The organism is Marinihelvus fidelis (assembly GCF_008725655.1).
In the GTDB taxonomy this organism is placed as follows: Bacteria; Pseudomonadota; Gammaproteobacteria; order Xanthomonadales; family SZUA-36; genus Marinihelvus; species Marinihelvus fidelis.
The window spans coordinates 139,500-159,629 of the sequence record NZ_VYXP01000005.1 but is presented as its reverse complement, the minus strand read 5'-3'; the positions used below and the strand labels follow the sequence as shown (position 1 = coordinate 159,629).

The window sequence follows — 20,130 nt, the reverse complement described above, 5'->3', positions numbered from 1 at the left end:
CATGCTTCGCTGGCTGATCCTGGGGCTGGCGCTGGCCGCGCTGGCGTTCTGGTGGCTGACGCGGCCGTTGCCGCTGTCGGCCGCCGACCTGCCTGAGCATCGCGCCAGTCTTGCCAATGGCGAGCGCGCCTTCCATGCCGGTGGGTGCGCTTCGTGCCATGGCACGGTGCGTGATGGCGGCAAGCCGGCGGCCCAGGAGCTGGGCGGCGGGCTGGTCATGGCTACCCCGGCCGGCACCTTTCATGTGCCGAATATCTCGTCTCACCCCGAGGATGGCATCGGCGCGTGGACGGACCTGGAGTTCGTCAACGCCATGCGCCGCGGCCTGTCACCGGACGGCCGTCATTACTACCCGGCGTTTCCCTACACCTCCTACGCACGCGCAGACACCATGGACCTGCTGGACCTGAAGGCCTGGCTCGACAGCCTGCCCGCGGTTGAGGGCCGGGCGCCGGCGCATGAACTGGATTTCCCTTACGGCTGGCGGCGACCCATCGGCGCCTGGAAGCGACTGTTCCTGGATGACCAGCCGGTGCGCGATGTCGCCGCCGACGAGGTCCAGATCGAGCTTGGGCGCAGCCTGGTGGAAGGACTGGGTCATTGCGGCGAGTGTCACACGCCGCGCAATGTCGCCATGGCCATGGATCCGGCCCGCTGGCTGCAGGGCGCGCCGTTGCCCGCCGGCGAGGGCCGGGCCCCGGATATCACCGGCACTTCTGACGGTATCGGCGGCTGGTCGGCCGGCGACCTGGCGTATTACCTGGAAACCGGCGTCGACCCCGACTACGACATCGTTGGCGGCGACATGGTCGCGGTGCAGGAGAACATGGCCAAGCTCAGTGAGGAAGACCGCCAGGCGATCGCGGCCTACCTCAAGTCGATCACCGACTGACCGCCAGGCAGTGACCCTGGCGCCTCAGCCGTGCCTGGCGGCAAGCCGGGTGACCACGTCCTGCAGGCTGGCGTCGCGGCAGCGCAGCAGCACCAGCAGGTGATAGAGCAGGTCGGCGGATTCATCCAGCAGTTCATCCCGGTCACCCGCGGCGGCGGCCAGCGCCGTCTCGACGCCTTCTTCGCCCACTTTCTGCGCCACACGCTTGGTGCCGGCCTCGAACAGGCGGGTGGTGTAGCTGCCTTCTGGCCGCTCGCGCTCGCGGGCTTCGACCAGGCGGTCCAGCGCGGCCAGGAAGCCCAGTCCGGGCCCAGTCGTTGCGGCGCCGGCCAGCGCGCGGCCGTCGAAACAGCTGTCGTCGCCAAGGTGACAGGTCGGGCCCTTCGGGCGCGCCCGCACCAGCAGCGTGTCGGCGTCACAATCAACGCTGATGTCAACCAGTTCGAGGACGTTGCCAGAGGTTTCGCCCTTGGTCCACGGCTTGCCCCGGCTCCGCGACCAGAAGCTGACCCGGCCGCTGTCGAGGGTCACGGCCAGGGACTCGCGGTTCATGTAGCCCAGCATCAGCACGCGGCCGTCGAAGGCGTGCTGCACCACGGCGGGCACCAGGCCGTCGCCCTTGTCCCAGTCAATGTCGTTAGCGTCAAACATGGTTTACCTCAGCAGGGCCGGACGCGGATGCCGGCATCGGCCAGCGTTGCCTTGAGTCCGGCGATGGGCAGCGCGCCGGAATGGAAGACCGTCGCCGCCAGTGCGCCGTCGACATCGGCGCCACGGAAGACGTCGGTGAAGTGCGCCGCGGTGCCGGCGCCGCCAGAGGCGATCAGCGGCACGTCGCAGACCGAGCGGGCGGCGGCGAGTTGCGTAATGTCGTAGCCGTCGCGGGTGCCGTCGCTGGACATGCAGTTGAGCACGATCTCGCCGGCGCCCCGCGCGGTGGCGGCGGCGATCCACTCCAGCGTGTCCAGCCCGGTGGCGCTCATGCGGTCCGGGTCGCCGGTCATCTGCCGCGTGGTCCAGCGCCCGTCCTGCTCGATGGAATCGATGCCGACCACCACGCACTGGCTGCCGAAGGCATCGGCCAGGCGGTCGATCAGGTCAGGGTCGTTGACGGCCGGCGTGTTGATCGAGATCTTGTCGGCGCCGCAGCGCAGCACGGCGCGCGCTTCGTCGACACTGCGGATGCCGCCGGCGACGCAGAACGGGATGTCGATGACCTCGGCCACACGCTCCACCCAGTCGCGGTCGACGCTGCGGCCTTCGGGGCTGGCGGTGATGTCGTAGAACACCAGCTCGTCGGCGCCCTCGGCGCTGTACCGGGTGGCCAGCTGGACGATGTCGCCCATGATCCGGTGGTCGCGGAACTGCACACCCTTGACCACCTGGCCGTCACGGACGTCCAGGCAGGGAATGATGCGTCGTGCCAGGCCGGTGGTCATGCCCGGTCGTCCAGCGCGTGCAGCGCCTCGGCCACGCTGAAGCGGCCGTCCAGCAAAGCCTTGCCGGTAATCGCGCCGGCGGCCCCGGTGGCAGCCAGCGCCCGAAGGTCATCGATGGTGGAAACACCGCCGGAGGCCTGCAATTGGAGTTGCGGATAACGTCGCACAATGTCTTTATACAGCGCGACGTTCGGGCCTTTCATGGCGCCATCGCGGCCGATATCGGTGACCAGCGCGTGTTTCAGGCCGCCGGCGACGAGTTGGTCCAGCAGCGTCCACAGGTCGACGCCGGCACCCTCGGTCCAGCCGTAAATGCGCGGCCACGGCAGGCCATTTTTGTCCAATCGCACATCGAGTGCAGCGACCAGGTAGTCGGCTCCGAATCGTTCAAGCCAGGTGACAAACCGATCCGGGTCACTGGCCGCCATGCTGCCCACGACCACGCGGCCCGCGCCGGCCGACAGGCGCTCGGCGATATCGCCTTCATCGCGCACACCGCCTCCGGTCTGCACCTTGATCTCAATCCGCTCGAGCAGTTCGAAAAGTGCCGAGGTATCGGCACCTTCGCCGTCGCGTGATGCCTCGAGATCGACCAGGTGCAACCATTCGGCGCCGGCCTCGCGATAGGTTTCGGCAATGTCTTCCGGTGTCGCCTCGTAGGCCTGTACCTGGCCGAAATCACCCTGGTACAGGCGCACGCACTGGCCGTCCAGCAGGTCAATGGCGGGGATCAGTTTCATGTGAGCCTCGGCGTTTTCACGTCATTTGCAGAAAGTTTTTCAACAGCTTAGACCCCGCCGCGGCACTTCGCTCGGGGTGAAACTGGGCTCCCCGAAAATTGCCACGGCGCGTGATCGCGGTAAATGCCGGCCCATGCTGGCCGGTGGCCACCGTGCAATCGTTCACCGGGGCCGCGTAGCTGTGTACGAAGTAGAACCAGGGCGCGGAGTCCAGGCCGGCGAGCAACCCGTCATTGTTGACCACCGTGGTGCGGCTCCAGCCCATGTGCGGCACGCGCCGGTCGGGGGCTGCGGGCAGGCGCTCCAGCCGGCCGGGCACCAGGCCCAGGCAGTCGGTGTCGCCTTCGCTTGATGATTCGTACAGCAGCTGCATGCCCAGGCAGATGCCCAGCACCGGCTGGGTCAGCGCGCGGATGGTGTCGACCAGGCCATGCTCACGCAGTCGCGCCATGGCAGCGCCGGCGGCGCCCACGCCGGGCAGGATCACGCGGTCGGCGCGACGGATGACCTCGGCATCCGCGGTGAACACCGGCTCGGCGCCCAGGCGCCGCAATGCGAACATCACCGAGGCGATATTCGCGCCGCCGGAGTCGATGATCGCCAGGCTCACAGCGCGCCCTTGGTGCTGGGCACGCCACCCGCGCCCCGGGCCAGTGCCGGCCGTAGCGCCCGGCCGGCGCCCTTGAACAGCGCCTCGACCATGTGATGGGTGTTCTCGCCGTCGACGCGCATGTTCAGCGCGCAGCGCAGTGACTGCGACAGCGAAGCGAAGAAGTGCCGCACCATTTCCGTCGACATCTGACCGACCGCGTCACGCGGAAAGTCGGCCTCGAACACGAATGCCGGCCGGCCGGAAAGATCCACGGCCACCTGCGCCAGCGACTCGTCCATCGGCAGCGTGAAGCCGTAGCGGCCGATGCCGCGGCGGTCGCCCAGGGCCTGGTCCAGCGCCGAGCCCAGCGCCAGCGCGCAGTCTTCGACGGTGTGGTGCTCGTCGATGTGCAGGTCACCGCGGCAGGCCAGTCGCAGCCGGAAGCCGCCGTGGCTGGCCACCTGGTCGAGCATGTGGTCGAAAAAGCCGATACCCGAATCGATGTCGTTACCGGCCGTGTCCGGGTCCGGATCCAGGTCGACGGTCGCCTCTATATCGGTCTCGTTGGTCTTGCGTGTGACCGTGGCGGTGCGCGGGCGACTGCACAGGAAGCGCGCGATCTCCGTCCAGCTGTCGCCGTCCGGGCCGCAGCGCAGGCCGCCGATGCCCATGTTCTGCGCCATCACCAGGTCGGTCTCGCGGTCGCCGATCACCCAGCTGTCGTCCAGGTCGAGCTCGCCGGACTTCAGGTAGTCGAGCACCATGCCGATGCCCGGTTTGCGGTTCGGCGAGTTCTCATGCTCGAAATGCGGGTCGATGTGCTCGGCGACGAAGTGGATGCCCTGGCTGTTGAACATCGACAGCATTTTTTCATGCGGGACGATGAAATCTTCTTCCGGGAAGGACTCGGTGCCACGGCCGTCCTGGTTGCTGACCATGACGAACGCGTAGCCGGCATCGCGCAGGCGCAGCAGCGCCGGAATGACGCCGTCCAGCAGTTCCAGTTTTTCCAGTGAATCGACCTGCTCGTCGGCCGGCTCGGCGATCAGGGTGCCGTCGCGGTCGATAAACAGGATGCGGCGTTTTGCCCCGCTCATGATGTTGCCCTCGTTTCGTTGCCTGAACCGTCACGCGCCTGCGGCCAGCCGTCCAGCGCGGTGGCCAGGGCCTGCATGTCCTCGCTCGTGCCGATGCTGATGCGAACGCAGTTGGCCAGCCCGGGTGTGGTGGAAAAATCTCGGATCCGCACGCCACTGGAAGCGCAGTGGGCCACGAGCCCGGGGCCATCGTCGACGCGGGCCAGCACGAAGTTTGCCTCGCCCGGCCAGGTCCGCTCCACCCAGTCGCGGCCGGCCAGGGTGCTGACCAGGCGGTCTTTCTGCGCGGCGATCGCGGCCAGCATCCGGGACTGGCGCGCGCGGCCGCCGGGGCCGGTGACCGCCAGTGCCGCGGCAATCGCCGGCGCCGTCAGCGGGTAGGGCGCCATCACGCGCCCCAGCAGTTCGATGATGGCCGGGTCGGCCAGCAGTGCGCCGCAGCGCAGTCCCGCCGCGCCCCAGGCTTTCGACAGCGTACGCAGGATCACCAGCTGCGGATAGTCGTCGAGCAGGTCGGTGGCCGAAGCGGCATCGCAGAACTCGATGTAGGCCTCGTCCAGCACCAGCAGGGCGCGGTCGCCGCAGGCCGCCAGCAGGCGCAGCAGTTCGCGCCGCGGCAGCAGGTCGCCGGTGGGGTTGTTGGGGCTGGTCAGGAAGACCAGCTTGATGTCCGGGCCGTCGGTGCCGGCAATGGTTCGCTCCAGCTGGGCCACGTCCAGGCGCAGGCCGTCGTCGCGCGGGACCGCGATCACCTCCGCGCCCTGGATGGCGGCCGCCACGCGGTACATGCCAAAGCACGGCGGGCACTCGACGATGGCGTCCTGTCCGGGCCGGCAGAACACGCGCGTGAGCAGGTCAATGCCCTCGTCGCTGCCGCGGGTGACCAGCACGCGCTCCGGCGCGACCTGGTAGACGGCGGCCAGCCGGCGGACCAGGTCGTCGGGCTGCGGTGCCGGGTAGCGGTGCAGCGCCATTTCCGCCCAGGCCGGGTCGTCGGACAGCGCGGCCGGGGCCTCGTTGGCGTTCAGCAGCACGCCGTCGGCGGCGGCCGTGCCGCGCGCGGAGGCGTAAGGACGCATCGCCAGGATCTCGGGGCGCGCCAGTGCGTGAACATTCATGGCAGCGACGCCAGGCGGTAGGCTACGGCCATGCGATGCGCGTCCAGCCCTTCGGCGGCGGCCAGCGTGACGGCGTCGGGCCCGGCCGTGCCCAGTCCCTGCGGCGTGGCGCGCTGTACGGTCATGCGGCGCATGAAATCGCGGACCGACAGGCCACTGAATGCCCGCGCGTGGCCATAGGTCGGCAGCACGTGGTTGGTGCCGGAGCAGTAGTCGCCCAGTGACTCGGGGGTCCATGGGCCCAGGAACACGGAGCCCGCGGCGGTCACGCCGTCAACCCGCTCGTTGGCATCACGGGTGTTGATGATCAGGTGCTCCGGCGCGTAGCGGTTGCTGAGGGTGATGGCCTGGTCCAGGTCGGCCACGAGCAGGAAGCGCGCGTGGGCCAGCGAGCGCGCCAGCACGTCCGCGCGCGGCAGCTGGCTGGCCAGTTCGGGCAGCACCTTGCGCACGGCGACGAGCAGGTCGCGGCTGTCGCTGAACAGCAGGGCCTGCGAGTCCGGGCCATGCTCGGCCTGTGACAGCAGGTCCCAGGCCACGGCCACCGGGTCGGCGCCGTCGTCGGCGATCACCAGGACCTCGGATGGCCCGGCCGGCATGTCCTGTGCCGCGCCGCCGGGGGTTGCCGCAGCCTGGCGCTTTGCCTCGGTGACCCAGGCGTTGCCGGGGCCGAACAGCTTGGCGCAGGCCGGGACCGACGCCGTGCCGAAGGCCATCGCGGCGATGGCTTGAGAGCCACCGGCGCGGATGACGGTATCGATGCCACAGCGGTGCGCCGTCGCCAGGATGGCGGCGTCAATCTCGCCATCCGGGCCGGGCGGCGTGCACAGCACCACCTGTGAGCATCCCGCCAACCGCGCCGGAATTCCAAGCATCATGACGGTGGAAATCAGCGGCGCGCTGCCGCCGGGGACATACAGACCCACGGGCTCGATGGGCGCGTAGCGCGCCTCGCAGCGGAGCCCGTCCTCAGTATCCATGGCCAGCGCGCGCGGCCGGCCGGCATCGTGGAATGCCGTGATCCGCGCCATGGCCCGGTCGATGGCCACGAGCAGGGACGGGCTGACCGCGTCCGCGGCGTTCGCCAGCGTTTCGGCGGGCACACGCAGCGCGGCCGGCCGGACGCCATCGAAGCGTTCGGTATAGTCCAGCAGGGCCTGGTCGCCGCCTTCGCGGACGCCGGCCAAGATCGACGCGACCTGGTCGGCCAGGCCGGACTGGTCCAGCGCCGGACGCGCCAGCGCGTCGGCGCGGGCGTCGGCGTCAAGGCCGGCCCAGTCCTGGATGTCGGGGATCACCATCGTCATGGGTTCAGGCCAGCATCTTCTCGACCGGCAACACCAGGATGGCCGTGGCGCCGGCGCCCTTCAGGGCTTCGAGGTGCTCCCAGAACAGGGTCTCGCGGCAGACCGCGTGCAGGGCCACGCGGCCTGGCGTGCCCTCGAGTTCCATCACCGAGGGGTGCTCGGCGCCGGGCAGCAGCGCGGTGATGGTGTCGACCTGGTCGCGCGGTGCGTGCAGCATCACGTACTTGCACTCCTGCGCCTGCAGCACGCCGTCCAGGCGCGCCAGCAGCCGGTCCAGCAGGGTCGAGGATTCTTCCGACATCGGCGCGGCCGAGCGGTACAGCGCCGCGGTGCTGCGGAACAGTTCCTGCAGTTCGCGCAGGTGGTTGGCGCGCAGCGTGGTGCCGGTCGACACCAGGTCGGAAATGGCGTCCGCGGTGCCCAGGCCCGGGGCGATCTCGACGGAGCCGGACAGCTCGACGATGCGGGCGCTGACGCCCTGTTCCTCGAGCAGCGCGCGGGTCAGTGCCGGGTAGGAGGTGGCGATGCGGGCGCCGTCCAGGTCCTTCGCGCTGCTGGCCGTGGAGGCTTCCGGCACGGCCAGCGACAGCCGGCAACCACCAAACTGCAGCGGCCGCAGTTCTTCCAGGCCGCTGCCACCGTTGCGCTCCAGCATCACTTCACGGGCGATGTTCTGGCCGACGATGCCCAGCTCGCACACGCCGTCCAGCAGCAGGCGCGGAATATCATCATCGCGGACCAGCAGCAGGTCGACCGGAAAGTCCTGGCCATACCAGAACAGCTTGTCCTTGCTCTTGGCAAAGCGCAGGCCGCAGCTCTGCAACAGCCCCAGCGATGATTCCGACAGGCGGCCGGACTTCTGGATGGCAACACGGATACGACTCATGACAGTTCCTCCCCGGCGCGGTCACGCCGCAGGGCCAGGCGGTAGCCGCCCTCGCCCATGTTCAGGTAGCGCGCAACGCGGCCGATGGTAGTGACGCTGACACCGGTGCGCTCGCTGATCTCGCGGTAGCTCAGGCCCTCGTTCAGCAACGACGCGGTCCACCAGCGGTCGACGATGGCTTCCAGTTCAGACGGCGTGCACAGGTCCAGCAGGAACTGGCGGACTTCGTCTTCGGATTCGAGGGTCAGGAACGCCTTGTACAGCGACAGCTGCTGGTCCTCGATCGACTTCTTCTGCGATTCGTTGTGATGTTTCATGGTGAGCCAATGTACTAGCGTGTTAATACAGTATGATGACAGTCTAACGTGGCATCACCGGTGCTGACAACCCGGGGGCCTGACTTTCTGCACACTTTTAAACCCCTTGCGACCTGTTAGCATCCAAGCATTCGTAAGGGACCGGTTGAATGTCCCGGGAGAACAATGATGAACAGGTTGATTCTGGCAGGAACCGCGGCACTGATGATGACCGCGTCGGCGGTGGCGGACGTCACCAGCGAGGAGCGCTTCACGTTTACCCTGGAGCAGGGCGGGCGTTTTGGCCTCGACAATATCAACGGTGATGTCACCGTGACCGGCGGTCCCGGCGACACCATCGAGGTGCTCGCGCGCAAGAAGGCCAATGACCAGGAAACCCTGGATGGCATCGAGATCCTGGTCGATGAGCAGTTCGATTCCGTGCGCATTGAGACCAAGCACCCGGAGAAGAAGGGTTTCTTCGGTTTCGGCAAGAGCAGCAATGGCGCCCAGGTGACCTACACCGTGACCGTGCCGTCGTGGGCGGAGCTGGATTCGATTGATTCGGTGAATGGTGGCATTCGCATCTCCGGTGTGGACGGGCCTATCGAGGCGGAGACCGTCAATGGCGGCATCGAGGTGGAGGGCGCCTCCAATGACCTCGACCTGGAAACCGTCAACGGCTCCATCGAGGCCCGCCTGACCGTGCTGACCGGGAGCCAGGACCTCGACGCCGAGTCCGTCAACGGCAAGATCACGCTGTACCTGCCGGAATCGATCGATGCGTACATCAAGGCGGAGACGGTCAACGGCGGTATTGATGCCGACGACTACGGCCTGAAAGCCGACAAGGGGTTCGTCGGCCATGACCTGGAAGGCGAGGTGGGCGATGGCAGCGCGCGCGTCAAGCTGAGCACGGTGAATGGCGGCATCAAGCTGCGTCGCGACTGACAACTGGTTTAACCCGGCGCCGCCACGATCCCGTGGCGGCGTCTTGCGTTCGCCGGGTTCCGTGATATATTTGGTGATATATCACATTGGAGACCTGCCCGGATGGCCCCTATCGAATGGCGTGGCGTATTCCCCGCCCTGACCACCAAGTTCACCGATAACGACGAACTCGATTTCGACGCAATGGCGCGTCACCTGGAGTTTCAGCTGGATGCCGGCGTTCACGGCATCATCATCCTGGGCTCGCTGGGCGAGAACTCGACCCTTTGCGGTGAAGAAAAGCGCGAGATGATTCGTTTCTTTGCCGAGCGGCTTGACGGCCGCGCGCCGCTGGTGCCGTGTATCGCCGAGTCCGGCACGCGCGAGGCCATTGCCCTGGCCCGTGACGGCGTGGCGGCCGGTGCCGATGGCTTCATGCTATTGCCGCCGATGCGTTATCACAGCGATCCGGCGGAAACCCGCGCCTACCTGCGTGCCGTGGCCACGGCCACCGACGCGCCCATCATGCTCTACAACAACCCGCTGGCTTACGGCATCGACCTGCTGCCCGAAGACTTCGCCGCGCTCGCGGACCTCGACAACGTCAAGGCCATCAAGGAGTCTTCCGCGGACACCCGCCGGCTGGCGGACATCCGTCGCGAGGTGGGTGACCGCTACGCGCTGTTTTGCGGCGTTGATGACCTGGCATTCGAATCCTTCGCCATGGGCGCGGTGGGCTGGGTCGCGGGCCTGGTGGTCGCCTTCCCGCGCGAAACCGTGGCGATCTGGGCACTCTGCCAGGCCGGTGAATGGGGCAAGGCCCGGGCCATCTACGAGTGGTTCCTGCCGTTGCTGCACCTGGATGTCGGCGCGCGTTTCGTGCAGCAGATCAAGTACGTGGAAGAATGTATTGGCGTGGGCTCCGCCCGGGTTCGTGCACCCAGGCTGGCCCTGCCTGCCGGGAGCGCGGCCGGGATCGACGCCATCGTCGAACAGGCCCTGGCCACGCGACCGGCGCTGTAACCGCCATGACCGCGCGTCGCGACCCCAGCCTGGCCGAGCAGGCCTACGACCGGCTTGAAGAGATGCTGGTGACCCTGGCCCTGCCGCCGGGCGAGTCGCTGCGCGAGCAGGTGCTGGCCGAGCGGCTGGGCATGGGCCGCACGCCGGTGCGCGAAGCGGTGCAGAAGCTTGCCAGTGAAGGCCTGCTGCGCATCATCCCGCGCAAGGGCCTGGAGGTCACGCCGGTAGACCGTGGTGACCTGGTGCGCGTGCTCGAAGTGCGCCGCGTGCTGGAACGGCTGATGGTCGTGAAGGCCGCCGAGCGTGCCACCCCCGACCAGCGCCGGGCACTGCACGCGGTGGCCTCCCACCTGGACGCGAATGCCGGCGACCTGGAAACCTTCTTCCGCCTCGACCGGCGGCTGAACGAGGTACTGGCCCGGGCCTGCCGCAACGCCTGGCTGGTCCAGTCCCTTTCGCCCCTGCATGCCCATTGCCGGCGGCTGTGGTACCTGCATCGCGGCCACCTGGACCTGGGCGCGGCCGCCGTCTCGCACGAGGCGCTGGCCCGCGCCGTGGGTGATGGCGACGGGGCTGGCGCGGTCCGGGCGCTGAATGGGATCATGTCGGAACTCGAACAACTGGTCAGCAACCTGGCCCTGCCGGATTGAACATGGACGCCTCTCCACTCCATTGCATCGTTATTGGCGCCGGCGCCGTGGGCGCCAGCTGTGCCCTGCAACTCGTCGATGAAGGCCATCGCGTCACCCTGGTTGACCGGCTCGACCCCGGCATGGGGACGAGTTACGGCAATGCAGCCTGTATCTCACCGTCGCAGGTGGGCCCCTATTCCTATCCCGGCGTCTGGAAGAACATCCCGCGCTGGCTGCTGACGCGCGAAGGCCCGATGACGATCCGCTGGGGCGACCTGCCGTGGACGACGAAATGGCTGTGGTCATTCTGGCGCCAGGGCACCGCCGCGGCGGTGGAATGCGGCGCGGCCGCGCAGGCCGCGTTGATGACCCGCGTGCACGACGACTACGAACACCTGTTACGGCGTTCCGGCCAGCTGGACATCCTTCGCGATGAAGGCCTGGTGGTGCTGTACGACACCGAGGCCGGCTTCGAGGCGGATCGCTGGCGCTATGAACTGGGTGCACGCTACGGTTTTGGTTATGAGCGACTGGACGTAGCGGGGCTGAAGCAGCGCCGCCCTGCCATCCGCCATGACGGCGTGGCGCTGTTCGTGCCCAGCTGGAAGCACACGCTGGACCCGGCAAGGATGACGGCCGGTTTCGCAAGCGCGGCGGTCGAGGCTGGCGCACGCCTGGTCAAGGATGCCGTGGAGCAGGTGTCCGCCGGCGAAGGCCAGGTCAGCGCCCGGCTGGCCAGTGGCGAAACCCTCAATGCTGACCGGCTGGTGATCGCCGCCGGACCATGGTCAAACCGGCTGGCGGAACAACTGGATTACCCGGTGCCGATGGGCCCCAAGCGCGGCTACCACACGATGATCGGCGAACCGGGCCTGGACCTGGTCGGGCCGGTCATGTCCGGCAACCGCGCCTTCGTCATGACGCCCCTGGCCGACGGCCTGCGCCTGGCCGGGACGGCCGAGTTCGCGCGCCTGGACGCGGCGCCCGACTACCGCCGCGCCCGGGTGCTGGTGGAGTCGGCACGGCGCTACCTGCCGGACCTGCAGACCGGGCGCAGCAGTGAGTGGATGGGCCAGCGGCCGATGATGGCCGATTCGGTGCCGGTGATTTCTCCGTCCCCGGCGCACCCCGGCGTCATCTACGCCTTTGGCCACGGCCACTACGGCCTGACCCAGGGCCCGACCACGGCGCGCATCGTCGCCGACCTGGTGGCCGGCCGGGACACGGGCATGGACCTTGCGCCCTATCGCTTCGACCGCTTCCGCCGATGAGCGCGCCGCCCAAGCCCGACCGCGCCTGGGTCTTCGACTGCATCGACGCGCACACCTGTGGCAACCCGGTGCGGCTGGTGACCGGCGAGAAGCCGCCCCTGCGCGGCGACAGCATGGCCGAGCGGCGGCGGCATTTCCTGGATGAATACGACTGGATCCGCACCGCGTTGATGTTCGAACCGCGCGGTCACGCGGTCATGTCCGGCAGCCTGCTGTACCCGCCTACCCGGGACGACTGCGATATCGGCGTGCTGTTTATCGAGACCTCGGGCTGCCTGCCGATGTGTGGCCACGGCACGATCGGCACGGTCACCATCGCCATTGAGAATGGCCTGGTGACGCCGCGCACGCCGGGCGAGCTGGCCCTGGATACACCCGCCGGCCGTGTACTGGCGCGTTATCAGCAGCAGGACGGCAAGGTGAAGTCCGTGCGCCTGACCAATGTGCCGTCGTTTCTGTACGCCGCCGGCCTGGCGGTCGACTGCCCGGAACTGGGCGGCGAGCTGCGTGTCGACGTGGCCTACGGCGGCAATTTCTACGCCATCGTCGAGCCCCAGTCGCATTACGGCGGCCTGGACGCCATCACCGCGCAGGACATCCTGGCCATCAGTCCCCGGCTCCGCCGACGGCTGAACGAGCGCTACACCTTCGAACACCCGGTTAACCCCGCAATCACGGGACTCAGCCACCTGCTCTGGACCGGCGCGCCCACCCAGGCGGATGCCCATGCACGCAATGCCGTGTTCTACGGTGACGCGGGTATCGATCGCTCACCGTGCGGGACCGGCACCTCGGCGCGGATGGCGCAGCTGGCCGCCCGCGGTGAACTGGCGGTGGGCGACGCGTTCGTGCACGAAAGCTGCATCGGCAGCCAGTTCACCGGCCGCGTGGAGGCAGCCGTGACCGTCGGTGACCGCCCGGCCATTGTCCCGTCCATCGAGGGCTGGGCGCGCGTCTTCGGCCGCAACCGAATCACCGTCGACCCCTTCGATGACCCCTACTGGCGTGGCTTCCTGGTGACCTGAGCCCATGCAAGCACCCGCGCGTTCCTGAGAGAATATCGCCATGAAACCAACACGCACTCCACGTATCCGCCGCGCACTGGACCTGCGCGCCATTGCCCCCGCCCTTGTCGCCAGCCTCTGCACCCTGGTCGCCGCCCCGGCCGCTAACGCTGCCGAAGACAGCGCCGCGTTCAAGGCCCTGTACGAGCGCGAGTGGGCCTTCCGCATCAACGAGTTCCCCGGCATGGACGAGGACCCGGATCGCGTCAACGACCGCCTGGTCAGCGTCGCCGAGGCCGACCAGCGCCGCCGCTACGATTTCTGGAAAGGCGTGCGCAACGACCTGGATGGCATCAGCTGCGAGCGGCTGGAGCGCGAGGAGTGCATCAACTACCGCATCTTCGAGCGCCAGGTGAACGGCTTTATCGACGACTACGAGACCCGTGCCTACCTGGTGCCGTTCAACAGCGACTGGGCGTTCTGGGTGGGCTGGTCACGCATGGCCGACCCGTCCAACTTCGCCGACGCCGATGACTATCAGGGCTACATCGCCCGGCTCGAGCAGCTGCCCACGGTCATGGACCAGTACATTGCGCTGATGCGCGAAGGACTGCGCATCGGCATGACCCAACCGCGCGCCGTGCTCGACGGCCGCGACGAGCCGATCCGCGCGCAGATTGTCGACGGCCACGAGGACAGCGGTTTCTACGCACCGTTCGAGCGCATGCCGGCCACCATGGACGACGAGGAAAAGGCCCGGCTGCGCGCGCAGGCGCAGGCCGCCATCGACAGCGGCGTGATCCCGGCCTACCGCAAGCTGCTGGCCTTCTTCAACGACGAGTACATCCCCGGCGCGCGCGACACCCTGGGCGCCACGGAACTGCCCGATGGTGATGCGTTCTACCAGGCGCAGATCCGCCAGTACGTCACCCTGGACTGGACGCCGAAGCAGATTCACGACATCGGCCTATCAGAAGTGGCGCGTATCCGTGCCGAAATGGACGCAATCATCGCCCAACTCGAGTTCCAGGGCACGTTTGCCGAGTTCCTGGATTTCCTCCGCACCGACCCGCAGTTCTACGCTGAAACCCCACGCGAGCTGCTGGCCGAGGCCAGCTACATCGCCAAGAAGGTCGACGGCCGACTGCCACAGCTGTTCAGCCATCTGCCACGCCAGCCCTACGGCGTGGCGCCCGTGCCGGACGACATCGCGCCGTTCTTCACCGCCGGTCGTTACGTGGGCGCACCCGCCGACGCCCGTCGCGGCGGCTACTACTGGGTCAACACCCACAAGCTCGAGAGCCGCACGCTCTACACCCTGCCGGCGCTGACCCTGCACGAGGCCGCGCCCGGCCACCACCTGCAGAACGCGCTGGCGTTGGAGCAGGCCGAGCAACCGCCGTTCCGCCGCAACGACTACATCAGCGCCTACGGCGAAGGATGGGCCCTGTACGCCGAGAAGCTGGGCGTGGAAATGGACATCTACGAGACCCCCTACGAGCACTTCGGCCGGCTCACCTACGAAATGTGGCGCGCCTGCCGCCTGGTCATCGACACCGGCGTCCACGCCTTCGGCTGGACCCGCCAGCAGGCCCTGGACTACCTGGCCGACAACACGGCGTTATCCCTGCACGAGGTCACCACCGAGGTCGACCGCTACATCTCCTGGCCGGCCCAGGCGCTCAGCTACAAGCTGGGTGAATACACGCTGTGGCAACTGCGCCGCGCCGCCGAGGCCGAGCTGGGTGAGGACTTCGACCTGCGGGCGTTCCACGATTTCGTGTTGTCGCTGGGGTCGGTGCCGCTGGATGTGCTGCGGGAGGAGGTGGAGCGCTGGGTGAGGGAGCAGGTCGTGGGGTGAGGGCTTTTTTACCGCAGATTTCGCGAATTCCGCAAAAGGCGCGAAAGGTATGGGGGCTGGGTTGTAAGGGGCTGTGATGTTGGTTTGGTTAGTGGGGCGGTGGGTTGGATAGGGCGGGGGCGATGCGATTGAGTTTGATGACGGGAAGGCCGCCGTCGTGGGCGAGCAGGACCAGGTCGTTGGGTTGCAGGCGGTCGATCATCTGCTTCACACCGGCGGTGATCTCGTCCGGTTGCATGTGGTTCATGTTGACCTGGTAGAGGCGCCGGAAGCCGGGCGCCAGGTCCCGCGACATGTAGTCTCCAAAGGAATTGCTCAGCACCAGGGCAACTCGCTCACTGGCCGGCCGCGCCGTCTCGTACATCCTGTACTGGTCAACGTTGGGAAACAGCTCTCCGACCCATGCCGGTTGCCGTAGTTGTTCTGTCACGTCGAACGCGGCATACGGGTAACGCCAGACCGTGACCTGGCGGTCGAATCCCAGGAAATGCATATCGTGGCTGATGGTCTCTGGCTGCGCGCCCGAGTCAAAAGCCTGTCCGGGTGGGATATCCATCGCCTCCAGCACCGCGCGGGCGAACACGTGGCTGCTCTGGCTGTTGGCGTGGAAGTTGCCGGGCGGGTAGAAATCGGGTTCATCCCGGCGTTCCATGATCGGCTGCAGCGGGAAGACATAGCGAAGGCCGGGCGTGTCCAGTTGGGCCATCGTCATTTCCGGCAACGAATCCTCCGCGGCCAGCTGCGCACAGGCCTGGCGGATGTCCGCCGGTACCGATGCCGGGATCCGGTCGGGATACAGCAGGACCTTGGACGGCATGGTGGCGACGGTCAGCTCAATGCCGGCCTGCCGCGACGCCTGCTCGATCCGCTTGAGCACCCCGGCAGTGTTCCGGGCGATGACCGTGTTGGGCCGGCAGACATAGTCATAACGGCCATGGGGCCGATCACGAAAATGCGAGTTCAGGAAAATGAACCCGTCGTCACCCCGGTCCACGTTGGCCACCGGGCTATCCCTGAAAACGTAGAACAGGCCCTTCCGATACAGCACGTTGAGCGGGCCGGCCAGGCCGATATGGTCGTCAATGAACGTCTCCCAGGCATCGAAGTACCCGGCCAGGCCAGGCCCCGTCTGCAGCATGGGCAGGGGTGCGAGCGTACGCTGCTCCGCCAGCGACCGCCCGGCGTGGTCGGTGAAGGCGCTGACCACGAGCGGAATGGCCAGTATCGCGGCGAGGGCCAGCAGTCCCGCCATGGCCGCCGGGCGGAACGTGCACCTGGGATTCGTCATGAACAGGGCCATGGCTCAGAACCTGAAATAGATGAACGGGTTGTAGCCGCCGGACATGACATAGACGCTGCAGACCAGCAGCGCCGCCAGGCTGGCGGCCAGGGCGGCAGGCCTGGCCAGCGCGGAATTGCCGGCCCCCGCGGAGAACGGCAACACCCGCCAGAACGGAACCGAGCAGGCCACGCCGACCAGCATGAAGAACGCGCTTTCATGGCTGACCAGCGCGGCCAGAGATTCAGGCCTGGAAGGGTTTGCGGGCACGAACAGGGTCGCCAGGAAGCGGCCGGCCTGGTGGATGTCCTCGGCCCTGAACAGCACCCAGCCGACCAGCACGGCCAGCAGTGTGTACGCATGGCGAAGCGGCGCCCAAAGCCGCAGCAGTAGCCGCTCCAGGCCAGCGCGCTCGGCCACCAGCAAGCCGCCGTGATACAGCCCCCAGGCCAGGAACACCCAGGCCGCGCCATGCCACAGCCCGCAGAGCACGAACACCACGAACAGGTTGGCGTAGGTCCGCGCCGGCCCCTTGCGGTTGCCGCCCAGCGGGATGTAAACGTAGTCGCGGAACCACGTCGATAGCGAGATATGCCAGCGGCGCCAGAAGTCGGTCACGCTGTGGGCCGCATAGGGGTGGTTGAAATTGCGCGGAAACCGGAAGCCCATGAAGCGGCCGATACCGATGGCCATCAGCGAGTAGCCGGCAAAGTCGAAGTAGATCTGCAGGCTGTAGGCTAGTGCGCCGGTCCACGCAGCGGCGCTGGACAGCTGTTCGGGTTCAAGAGCAAACACGGCGTCTGCCGTGACCGCGACGTTGTTGGCCACCAGCACCTTGGCGGCCAGCCCGGTCGCGAACAGGACGCAGCCGCGGTACACATCCCCGGCGCTGACCACGCGCCGGCGAATCGCTTCGGCCACCGACTGGTAACGCACGATCGGCCCGGCGATGAGCTGTGGAAACATCGAGATATACAGCGCCAGGTCAAACCATGATCGCGCCCGGGGCGCCGTGCCCCTGCGCACGTCCACCAGGTAGGAGATCGACTGGAAGATGAAGAACGAAAGGCCGATCGGCAGGTGCGGCGGCTCTGCCAGCGGTGGCAGTCGCAGGACGTCCACCATGATGAACACCAGGTACTTGTACCAGGCCAGGATCGCCAGGTTGACCGCCACTCCGGTCGCCAGCGCCAGGCGGCCCCATCGTGGGTCGCGCACCCAACGGCCGACCTGGTGGTTCAGCGTGATCGTCGCCAGCAACAGCAGCAGGTAAGTACCCTCGCCCCAGGCGAAGAACAGCAGGCTGAAGCTCAGCGCGACAAGGTTACGCCACGGCAGGATGACATAGCAGACCAGGAACAGCGGCAGGAAGACGAACAGAAAGGTGATTGATGAGAAAACCATGTGTTGCGCCCCACAGTCCCTGTGCCGGTGATGGCGGAACGTTAAGGGGCCGGGCCTGAACTCCGGCTGAACACGATGACAGATTCAGGGATTCTTTCTAGCGGCGGTGACTGAAGTAGCTCAGGACTTCGGTCCAGAAGCGTGACCAGAGTTCGGTCGAGCGGGAGGGCGCGAGGAATCCGTATAGCCCGAAACCGGCGGCCGAGAGCCAGGCCAGGCCGTAGTTGGAGCCGGTGATTTTCATCGAAAGCATGCCGAAGAAGCCGCCGATCCAGAAGCCCAGGAACGCGGCGATCACGGCCGCGATCAGGCGGTCGCCCAGTTTGGCGGTGTCGGTGTCGTCATTCAGGAACATCGATGATGCCGAAACCCTCTTTGCGCGTTGCTCACCTGGAATACCTTACAGGGTTGCAAAAGTTTGGGTTTGGGCATGCGGTTGTTGTACCTTCTGACGCATCGCCCCTAGTCCTGGAGAGTTGCATGAGAGCACTGCTGTTTCTGACGATGCTGGTCCTGTCCGCGCCTGCCGCACTGGCCGGCGAGGCCAGGGTTTACTTCATCACCCCTGCCGACGGTGATGTCATCGAGGGGCCGGTGACGGTGAAGTTCGGGCTGAAGGGCATGGGCGTGGCGCCGGCTGGCACCATGGCCGACAACACCGGCCACCATCACCTGCTCATCGACGGGCCGGACCTGCCGCCGCCTGGCGTGCCGCTGCCGGCCACGGACCAGGTGAAGCACTTCGGCGGTGGCCAGACCGAGACCGTGCTGGAGCTGTCACCGGGCACGCATACGCTGCAGTTGATCGTCGGCGATCACGCGCACATTCCGGCCAGCCCGCCGGTGGCCTCGGACGTGATCACCATCGAGGTTCGCTAGGGCGGTCGCTCAGTCCCGGTTGGGGCACTGCAATTCGACCCGGACGCCATCCGGGCCGATCACGAAAAGCTGCCGGTCGCCACGGTCGGGCACCACGGTGCTGTGATAGGTCATGCCGGCATCGTCCAGCCTGTCCTTGACGGCGTCGAATTCGGCGGCACTGAACTCCAGCGCGACATGGTCAAAGGCACCCGCCTGGCCCACCTCGTCTCGAACCACGATGTGGATCGCTGGCATGCCGTCGGCGTAGTACCACGCGCCCGGGAAGTCGAACGGCGGCCGATAGCCGGTGTCGAGGCCGATGATCTTTGTCCAGAAGTGTTCGGTGGCTTCGAGGTCCGTGGTGAGGACCTGAACGTGGTTTAGTTTCATGGTGGAAGGGGGTTCCGCGTAGGGTTTTTACCGCAAATTACGCGGATTGCGCAAAGGGCGCAAAATTTAGTGGGTGTGCCGCGGGCTCGAATGCCCCGCACGACCCCACCCGATACGCCGCCGGCAGCGCGTTATCAGTCCGCGTCGGGGCGCTCATCCGCGGGCAGGGTCCCAGCGGCGCACACCCGCCGGCTTGTCGCGGCGAGGCCCCAGCCCGCCACCCCAAAAAACTTTCGCGCCCTTTGCGTAATTCGCGAAATCTGCGGTAAACCCAACCGCTCAACCAAACGACCCAGCCACCGGCAAGCGGAAGAATCGCCGAGCATTGGCGGTGGTTGTTGCCGCAAGGTCCGCCGGGTGCTCCCCACGAACGGCCGCCAGCGTCCCCAGGATCCAGGGCAGCACCTTCGGCTCATTGCGATGCGACTTGATCTTCGGCCGCAGGTTGCGCGGCTTCAGGTAGGGCGCGTCGGTCTCGATCATCAGCCGGTCGGCGGGGATCTCGTGAAGATAGGCCTTCATATGCGTGCCGCGGCGCTCGTCGCAGATCCAGCCGGTGATGCCGATGTGGCAGTCCAGTGCGAGGTAGGCGTGCAGTTCCTTGCGCGAGCCGGTGAAGCAGTGCACGACAACGTCGGAGAGGCGGTCGCGCCATTCGCTGAGCACCGCGTGGAAATCCTCGTGCGCGTCGCGCAGGTGCAGGAACAGCGGCTTGCCAGTCTCGGCGCCCAGGGCCAGCTGGGCCTCGAAGGCGCGTAGCTGGTCTTCCCGCGGGGAGAAGTTGCGGAAGTAATCCAGGCCGGCTTCGCCCACGGCCACGACCTCGGGCGCGGTGGCCAGTTCGGCCATGCGGGTGGCGACATCAGTGGTCCAGTCCGAGGCGTGGTGCGGGTGCATGCCGGCGGTGGCGAAGTGCTCGCCGGGTCGCGCACGGGCAAGCGCCAGGGCCTTTTTGCTGCCGTCCAGGCTGGCTCCGGTGAGCACCATTTGCACCACGCCGGCGTCGCGCGCGGCCTCGATTACGGCGTTGCGGTCGGCGTCGAAGGAGTCGTGGGTCAGGTTGCAGCCGATGTCGATCAGTTCCATTTTGTTTCCGGGGCGCGTCGGG

22 protein-coding genes are annotated in these 20,130 nt (G+C 67.2%); 8 read left to right on the top strand and 14 right to left on the bottom strand.

The window, feature by feature from the left end:
• The first annotated feature begins 1 nt into the window (after nt 1).
• Nucleotides 2-892: a c-type cytochrome gene (locus tag F3N42_RS08695; protein ID WP_150864039.1), complete on the top strand. Its 891-nt coding sequence runs from the start codon at nt 2-4 to the stop codon at nt 890-892.
• Nucleotides 893-916: 24 nt separating this feature from the next.
• On the opposite strand, the gene hisIE is transcribed toward F3N42_RS08695, so the two are convergent.
• From hisIE to F3N42_RS08650, 9 genes are read right to left on the bottom strand one after another with little or no spacing between them, the layout of a single operon-like run.
• Complete coding sequence (hisIE, locus tag F3N42_RS08690; protein WP_150864038.1) at nt 917-1,543, bottom strand: bifunctional phosphoribosyl-AMP cyclohydrolase/phosphoribosyl-ATP diphosphatase HisIE; 627 nt, start codon at nt 1,541-1,543, stop codon at nt 917-919.
• 8 nt (nt 1,544-1,551) lie between these two features.
• Nucleotides 1,552-2,331: an imidazole glycerol phosphate synthase subunit HisF gene (gene hisF, locus F3N42_RS08685; protein WP_150864037.1), complete on the bottom strand. Its 780-nt coding sequence runs from the start codon at nt 2,329-2,331 to the stop codon at nt 1,552-1,554.
• Complete coding sequence (locus tag F3N42_RS08680; RefSeq protein WP_150864036.1) at nt 2,328-3,071, bottom strand: 1-(5-phosphoribosyl)-5-[(5-phosphoribosylamino)methylideneamino]imidazole-4-carboxamide isomerase; 744 nt, start codon at nt 3,069-3,071, stop codon at nt 2,328-2,330. Before F3N42_RS08680 ends, hisF begins: the two co-directional genes overlap by 4 nt.
• 16 nt (nt 3,072-3,087) lie before the next feature.
• The gene (gene hisH, locus F3N42_RS08675) at nt 3,088-3,681 is read right to left on the bottom strand and encodes an imidazole glycerol phosphate synthase subunit HisH (RefSeq protein ID WP_150864035.1); all 594 of its coding nucleotides are present in this window, start codon (nt 3,679-3,681) and stop codon (nt 3,088-3,090) included.
• Nucleotides 3,678-4,760, bottom strand: a complete 1,083-nt coding sequence (gene hisB / locus F3N42_RS08670) for a bifunctional histidinol-phosphatase/imidazoleglycerol-phosphate dehydratase HisB (RefSeq protein ID WP_150864034.1) — start codon at nt 4,758-4,760, stop codon at nt 3,678-3,680. The genes hisH and hisB overlap by 4 nt, the downstream gene beginning before the upstream one ends.
• Nucleotides 4,757-5,878 (bottom strand): histidinol-phosphate transaminase, encoded by a 1,122-nt coding sequence (hisC, locus tag F3N42_RS08665; protein WP_150864033.1) that lies wholly within the window; start codon nt 5,876-5,878, stop codon nt 4,757-4,759. Before hisC ends, hisB begins: the two co-directional genes overlap by 4 nt.
• Entirely contained in the window at nt 5,875-7,185 is a 1,311-nt protein-coding gene (gene hisD / locus F3N42_RS08660; protein WP_224784825.1) for a histidinol dehydrogenase, read from the bottom strand. Before hisD ends, hisC begins: the two co-directional genes overlap by 4 nt.
• A 4-nt stretch (nt 7,186-7,189) precedes the next feature.
• Nucleotides 7,190-8,071 (bottom strand): ATP phosphoribosyltransferase, encoded by an 882-nt coding sequence (gene hisG, locus F3N42_RS08655; protein WP_150864032.1) that lies wholly within the window; start codon nt 8,069-8,071, stop codon nt 7,190-7,192.
• Complete coding sequence (locus tag F3N42_RS08650) at nt 8,068-8,388, bottom strand: YerC/YecD family TrpR-related protein (protein WP_150864031.1); 321 nt, start codon at nt 8,386-8,388, stop codon at nt 8,068-8,070. The genes hisG and F3N42_RS08650 overlap by 4 nt, the downstream gene beginning before the upstream one ends.
• A gap of 168 nt (nt 8,389-8,556) precedes the next feature.
• On the opposite strand from F3N42_RS08650, the gene F3N42_RS08645 reads away from it, so the two are divergent.
• From F3N42_RS08645 to F3N42_RS08620, 6 genes are all read left to right on the top strand, one after another.
• Nucleotides 8,557-9,318 carry a DUF4097 family beta strand repeat-containing protein gene (locus tag F3N42_RS08645; RefSeq protein ID WP_191621315.1) on the top strand — a complete coding sequence of 254 codons (762 nt, stop codon included), beginning with the start codon at nt 8,557-8,559 and terminating at the stop codon, nt 9,316-9,318.
• A 102-nt stretch (nt 9,319-9,420) separates the two neighbouring features.
• The gene (locus F3N42_RS08640; RefSeq protein ID WP_150864029.1) at nt 9,421-10,320 is read left to right on the top strand and encodes a dihydrodipicolinate synthase family protein; all 900 of its coding nucleotides are present in this window, start codon (nt 9,421-9,423) and stop codon (nt 10,318-10,320) included.
• A 5-nt stretch (nt 10,321-10,325) separates the two neighbouring features.
• Nucleotides 10,326-10,970, top strand: a complete 645-nt coding sequence (locus tag F3N42_RS08635; protein WP_191621314.1) for a GntR family transcriptional regulator — start codon at nt 10,326-10,328, stop codon at nt 10,968-10,970.
• 2 nt (nt 10,971-10,972) lie between these two features.
• A complete protein-coding gene (locus tag F3N42_RS08630) occupies nt 10,973-12,223 on the top strand; it encodes an NAD(P)/FAD-dependent oxidoreductase (RefSeq protein WP_150864027.1) in 1,251 nt (416 codons plus the stop codon).
• Nucleotides 12,220-13,248 (top strand): 4-hydroxyproline epimerase, encoded by a 1,029-nt coding sequence (locus F3N42_RS08625; RefSeq protein WP_150864026.1) that lies wholly within the window; start codon nt 12,220-12,222, stop codon nt 13,246-13,248. The genes F3N42_RS08630 and F3N42_RS08625 overlap by 4 nt, the downstream gene beginning before the upstream one ends.
• 40 nt (nt 13,249-13,288) lie before the next feature.
• Complete coding sequence (locus tag F3N42_RS08620; RefSeq protein WP_150864025.1) at nt 13,289-15,088, top strand: DUF885 domain-containing protein; 1,800 nt, start codon at nt 13,289-13,291, stop codon at nt 15,086-15,088.
• A gap of 88 nt (nt 15,089-15,176) precedes the next feature.
• On the opposite strand, the gene F3N42_RS08615 is transcribed toward F3N42_RS08620, so the two are convergent.
• From F3N42_RS08615 to F3N42_RS08605, 3 genes are all read right to left on the bottom strand, one after another.
• Entirely contained in the window at nt 15,177-16,376 is a 1,200-nt protein-coding gene (locus tag F3N42_RS08615; protein ID WP_150864024.1) for a hypothetical protein, read from the bottom strand.
• Nucleotides 16,377-16,391: 15 nt separating this feature from the next.
• Nucleotides 16,392-17,771, bottom strand: coding sequence for an MBOAT family O-acyltransferase (locus F3N42_RS08610; protein ID WP_150864023.1), 1,380 nt, complete (start codon nt 17,769-17,771; stop codon nt 16,392-16,394).
• Between the two features lie 97 nt (nt 17,772-17,868).
• Nucleotides 17,869-18,126, bottom strand: a complete 258-nt coding sequence (locus tag F3N42_RS08605) for a hypothetical protein (protein WP_150864022.1) — start codon at nt 18,124-18,126, stop codon at nt 17,869-17,871.
• 125 nt (nt 18,127-18,251) lie between these two features.
• Here F3N42_RS08605 and F3N42_RS08600 point away from each other — a divergent pair, with 125 nt between their 5' ends.
• Nucleotides 18,252-18,650, top strand: coding sequence for a DUF4399 domain-containing protein (locus F3N42_RS08600; RefSeq protein WP_150864021.1), 399 nt, complete (start codon nt 18,252-18,254; stop codon nt 18,648-18,650).
• Between the two features lie 9 nt (nt 18,651-18,659).
• On the opposite strand, the gene F3N42_RS08595 is transcribed toward F3N42_RS08600, so the two are convergent.
• On the bottom strand, nt 18,660-19,022 hold the full coding sequence (locus F3N42_RS08595) for a VOC family protein (RefSeq protein ID WP_150864020.1): 363 nt from the start codon (nt 19,020-19,022) through the stop codon (nt 18,660-18,662).
• Nucleotides 19,023-19,301: 279 nt separating this feature from the next.
• Nucleotides 19,302-20,108 carry a TatD family hydrolase gene (locus F3N42_RS08590; protein ID WP_150864019.1) on the bottom strand — a complete coding sequence of 269 codons (807 nt, stop codon included), beginning with the start codon at nt 20,106-20,108 and terminating at the stop codon, nt 19,302-19,304.
• Nucleotides 20,109-20,130 lie beyond the last annotated feature (22 nt).

Bases quoted from the DNA above. Each gene is read 5' to 3' on its own strand.
- F3N42_RS08695 (WP_150864039.1), top strand. From the start codon at position 2: ATGCTTCGCTGGCTGATCCTGGGGCTGGCGCTGGCCGCGCTGGCGTTC.
- hisIE (WP_150864038.1), bottom strand. From the start codon at position 1,543: ATGTTTGACGCTAACGACATTGACTGGGACAAGGGCGACGGCCTGGTG.
- hisF (WP_150864037.1), bottom strand. From the start codon at position 2,331: ATGACCACCGGCCTGGCACGACGCATCATTCCCTGCCTGGACGTCCGT.
- F3N42_RS08680 (WP_150864036.1), bottom strand. From the start codon at position 3,071: ATGAAACTGATCCCCGCCATTGACCTGCTGGACGGCCAGTGCGTGCGC.
- hisB (WP_150864034.1), bottom strand. From the start codon at position 4,760: ATGAGCGGGGCAAAACGCCGCATCCTGTTTATCGACCGCGACGGCACC.
- hisC (WP_150864033.1), bottom strand. From the start codon at position 5,878: ATGAATGTTCACGCACTGGCGCGCCCCGAGATCCTGGCGATGCGTCCT.
- hisD (WP_224784825.1), bottom strand. From the start codon at position 7,185: ATGACGATGGTGATCCCCGACATCCAGGACTGGGCCGGCCTTGACGCC.
- hisG (WP_150864032.1), bottom strand. From the start codon at position 8,071: ATGAGTCGTATCCGTGTTGCCATCCAGAAGTCCGGCCGCCTGTCGGAA.
- F3N42_RS08650 (WP_150864031.1), bottom strand. From the start codon at position 8,388: ATGAAACATCACAACGAATCGCAGAAGAAGTCGATCGAGGACCAGCAG.
- F3N42_RS08645 (WP_191621315.1), top strand. From the start codon at position 8,557: ATGAACAGGTTGATTCTGGCAGGAACCGCGGCACTGATGATGACCGCG.
- F3N42_RS08640 (WP_150864029.1), top strand. From the start codon at position 9,421: ATGGCCCCTATCGAATGGCGTGGCGTATTCCCCGCCCTGACCACCAAG.
- F3N42_RS08635 (WP_191621314.1), top strand. From the start codon at position 10,326: ATGACCGCGCGTCGCGACCCCAGCCTGGCCGAGCAGGCCTACGACCGG.
- F3N42_RS08630 (WP_150864027.1), top strand. From the start codon at position 10,973: ATGGACGCCTCTCCACTCCATTGCATCGTTATTGGCGCCGGCGCCGTG.
- F3N42_RS08625 (WP_150864026.1), top strand. From the start codon at position 12,220: ATGAGCGCGCCGCCCAAGCCCGACCGCGCCTGGGTCTTCGACTGCATC.
- F3N42_RS08620 (WP_150864025.1), top strand. From the start codon at position 13,289: ATGAAACCAACACGCACTCCACGTATCCGCCGCGCACTGGACCTGCGC.
- F3N42_RS08615 (WP_150864024.1), bottom strand. From the start codon at position 16,376: ATGACGAATCCCAGGTGCACGTTCCGCCCGGCGGCCATGGCGGGACTG.
- F3N42_RS08610 (WP_150864023.1), bottom strand. From the start codon at position 17,771: ATGGTTTTCTCATCAATCACCTTTCTGTTCGTCTTCCTGCCGCTGTTC.
- F3N42_RS08605 (WP_150864022.1), bottom strand. From the start codon at position 18,126: ATGTTCCTGAATGACGACACCGACACCGCCAAACTGGGCGACCGCCTG.
- F3N42_RS08600 (WP_150864021.1), top strand. From the start codon at position 18,252: ATGAGAGCACTGCTGTTTCTGACGATGCTGGTCCTGTCCGCGCCTGCC.
- F3N42_RS08595 (WP_150864020.1), bottom strand. From the start codon at position 19,022: ATGAAACTAAACCACGTTCAGGTCCTCACCACGGACCTCGAAGCCACC.
- F3N42_RS08590 (WP_150864019.1), bottom strand. From the start codon at position 20,108: ATGGAACTGATCGACATCGGCTGCAACCTGACCCACGACTCCTTCGAC.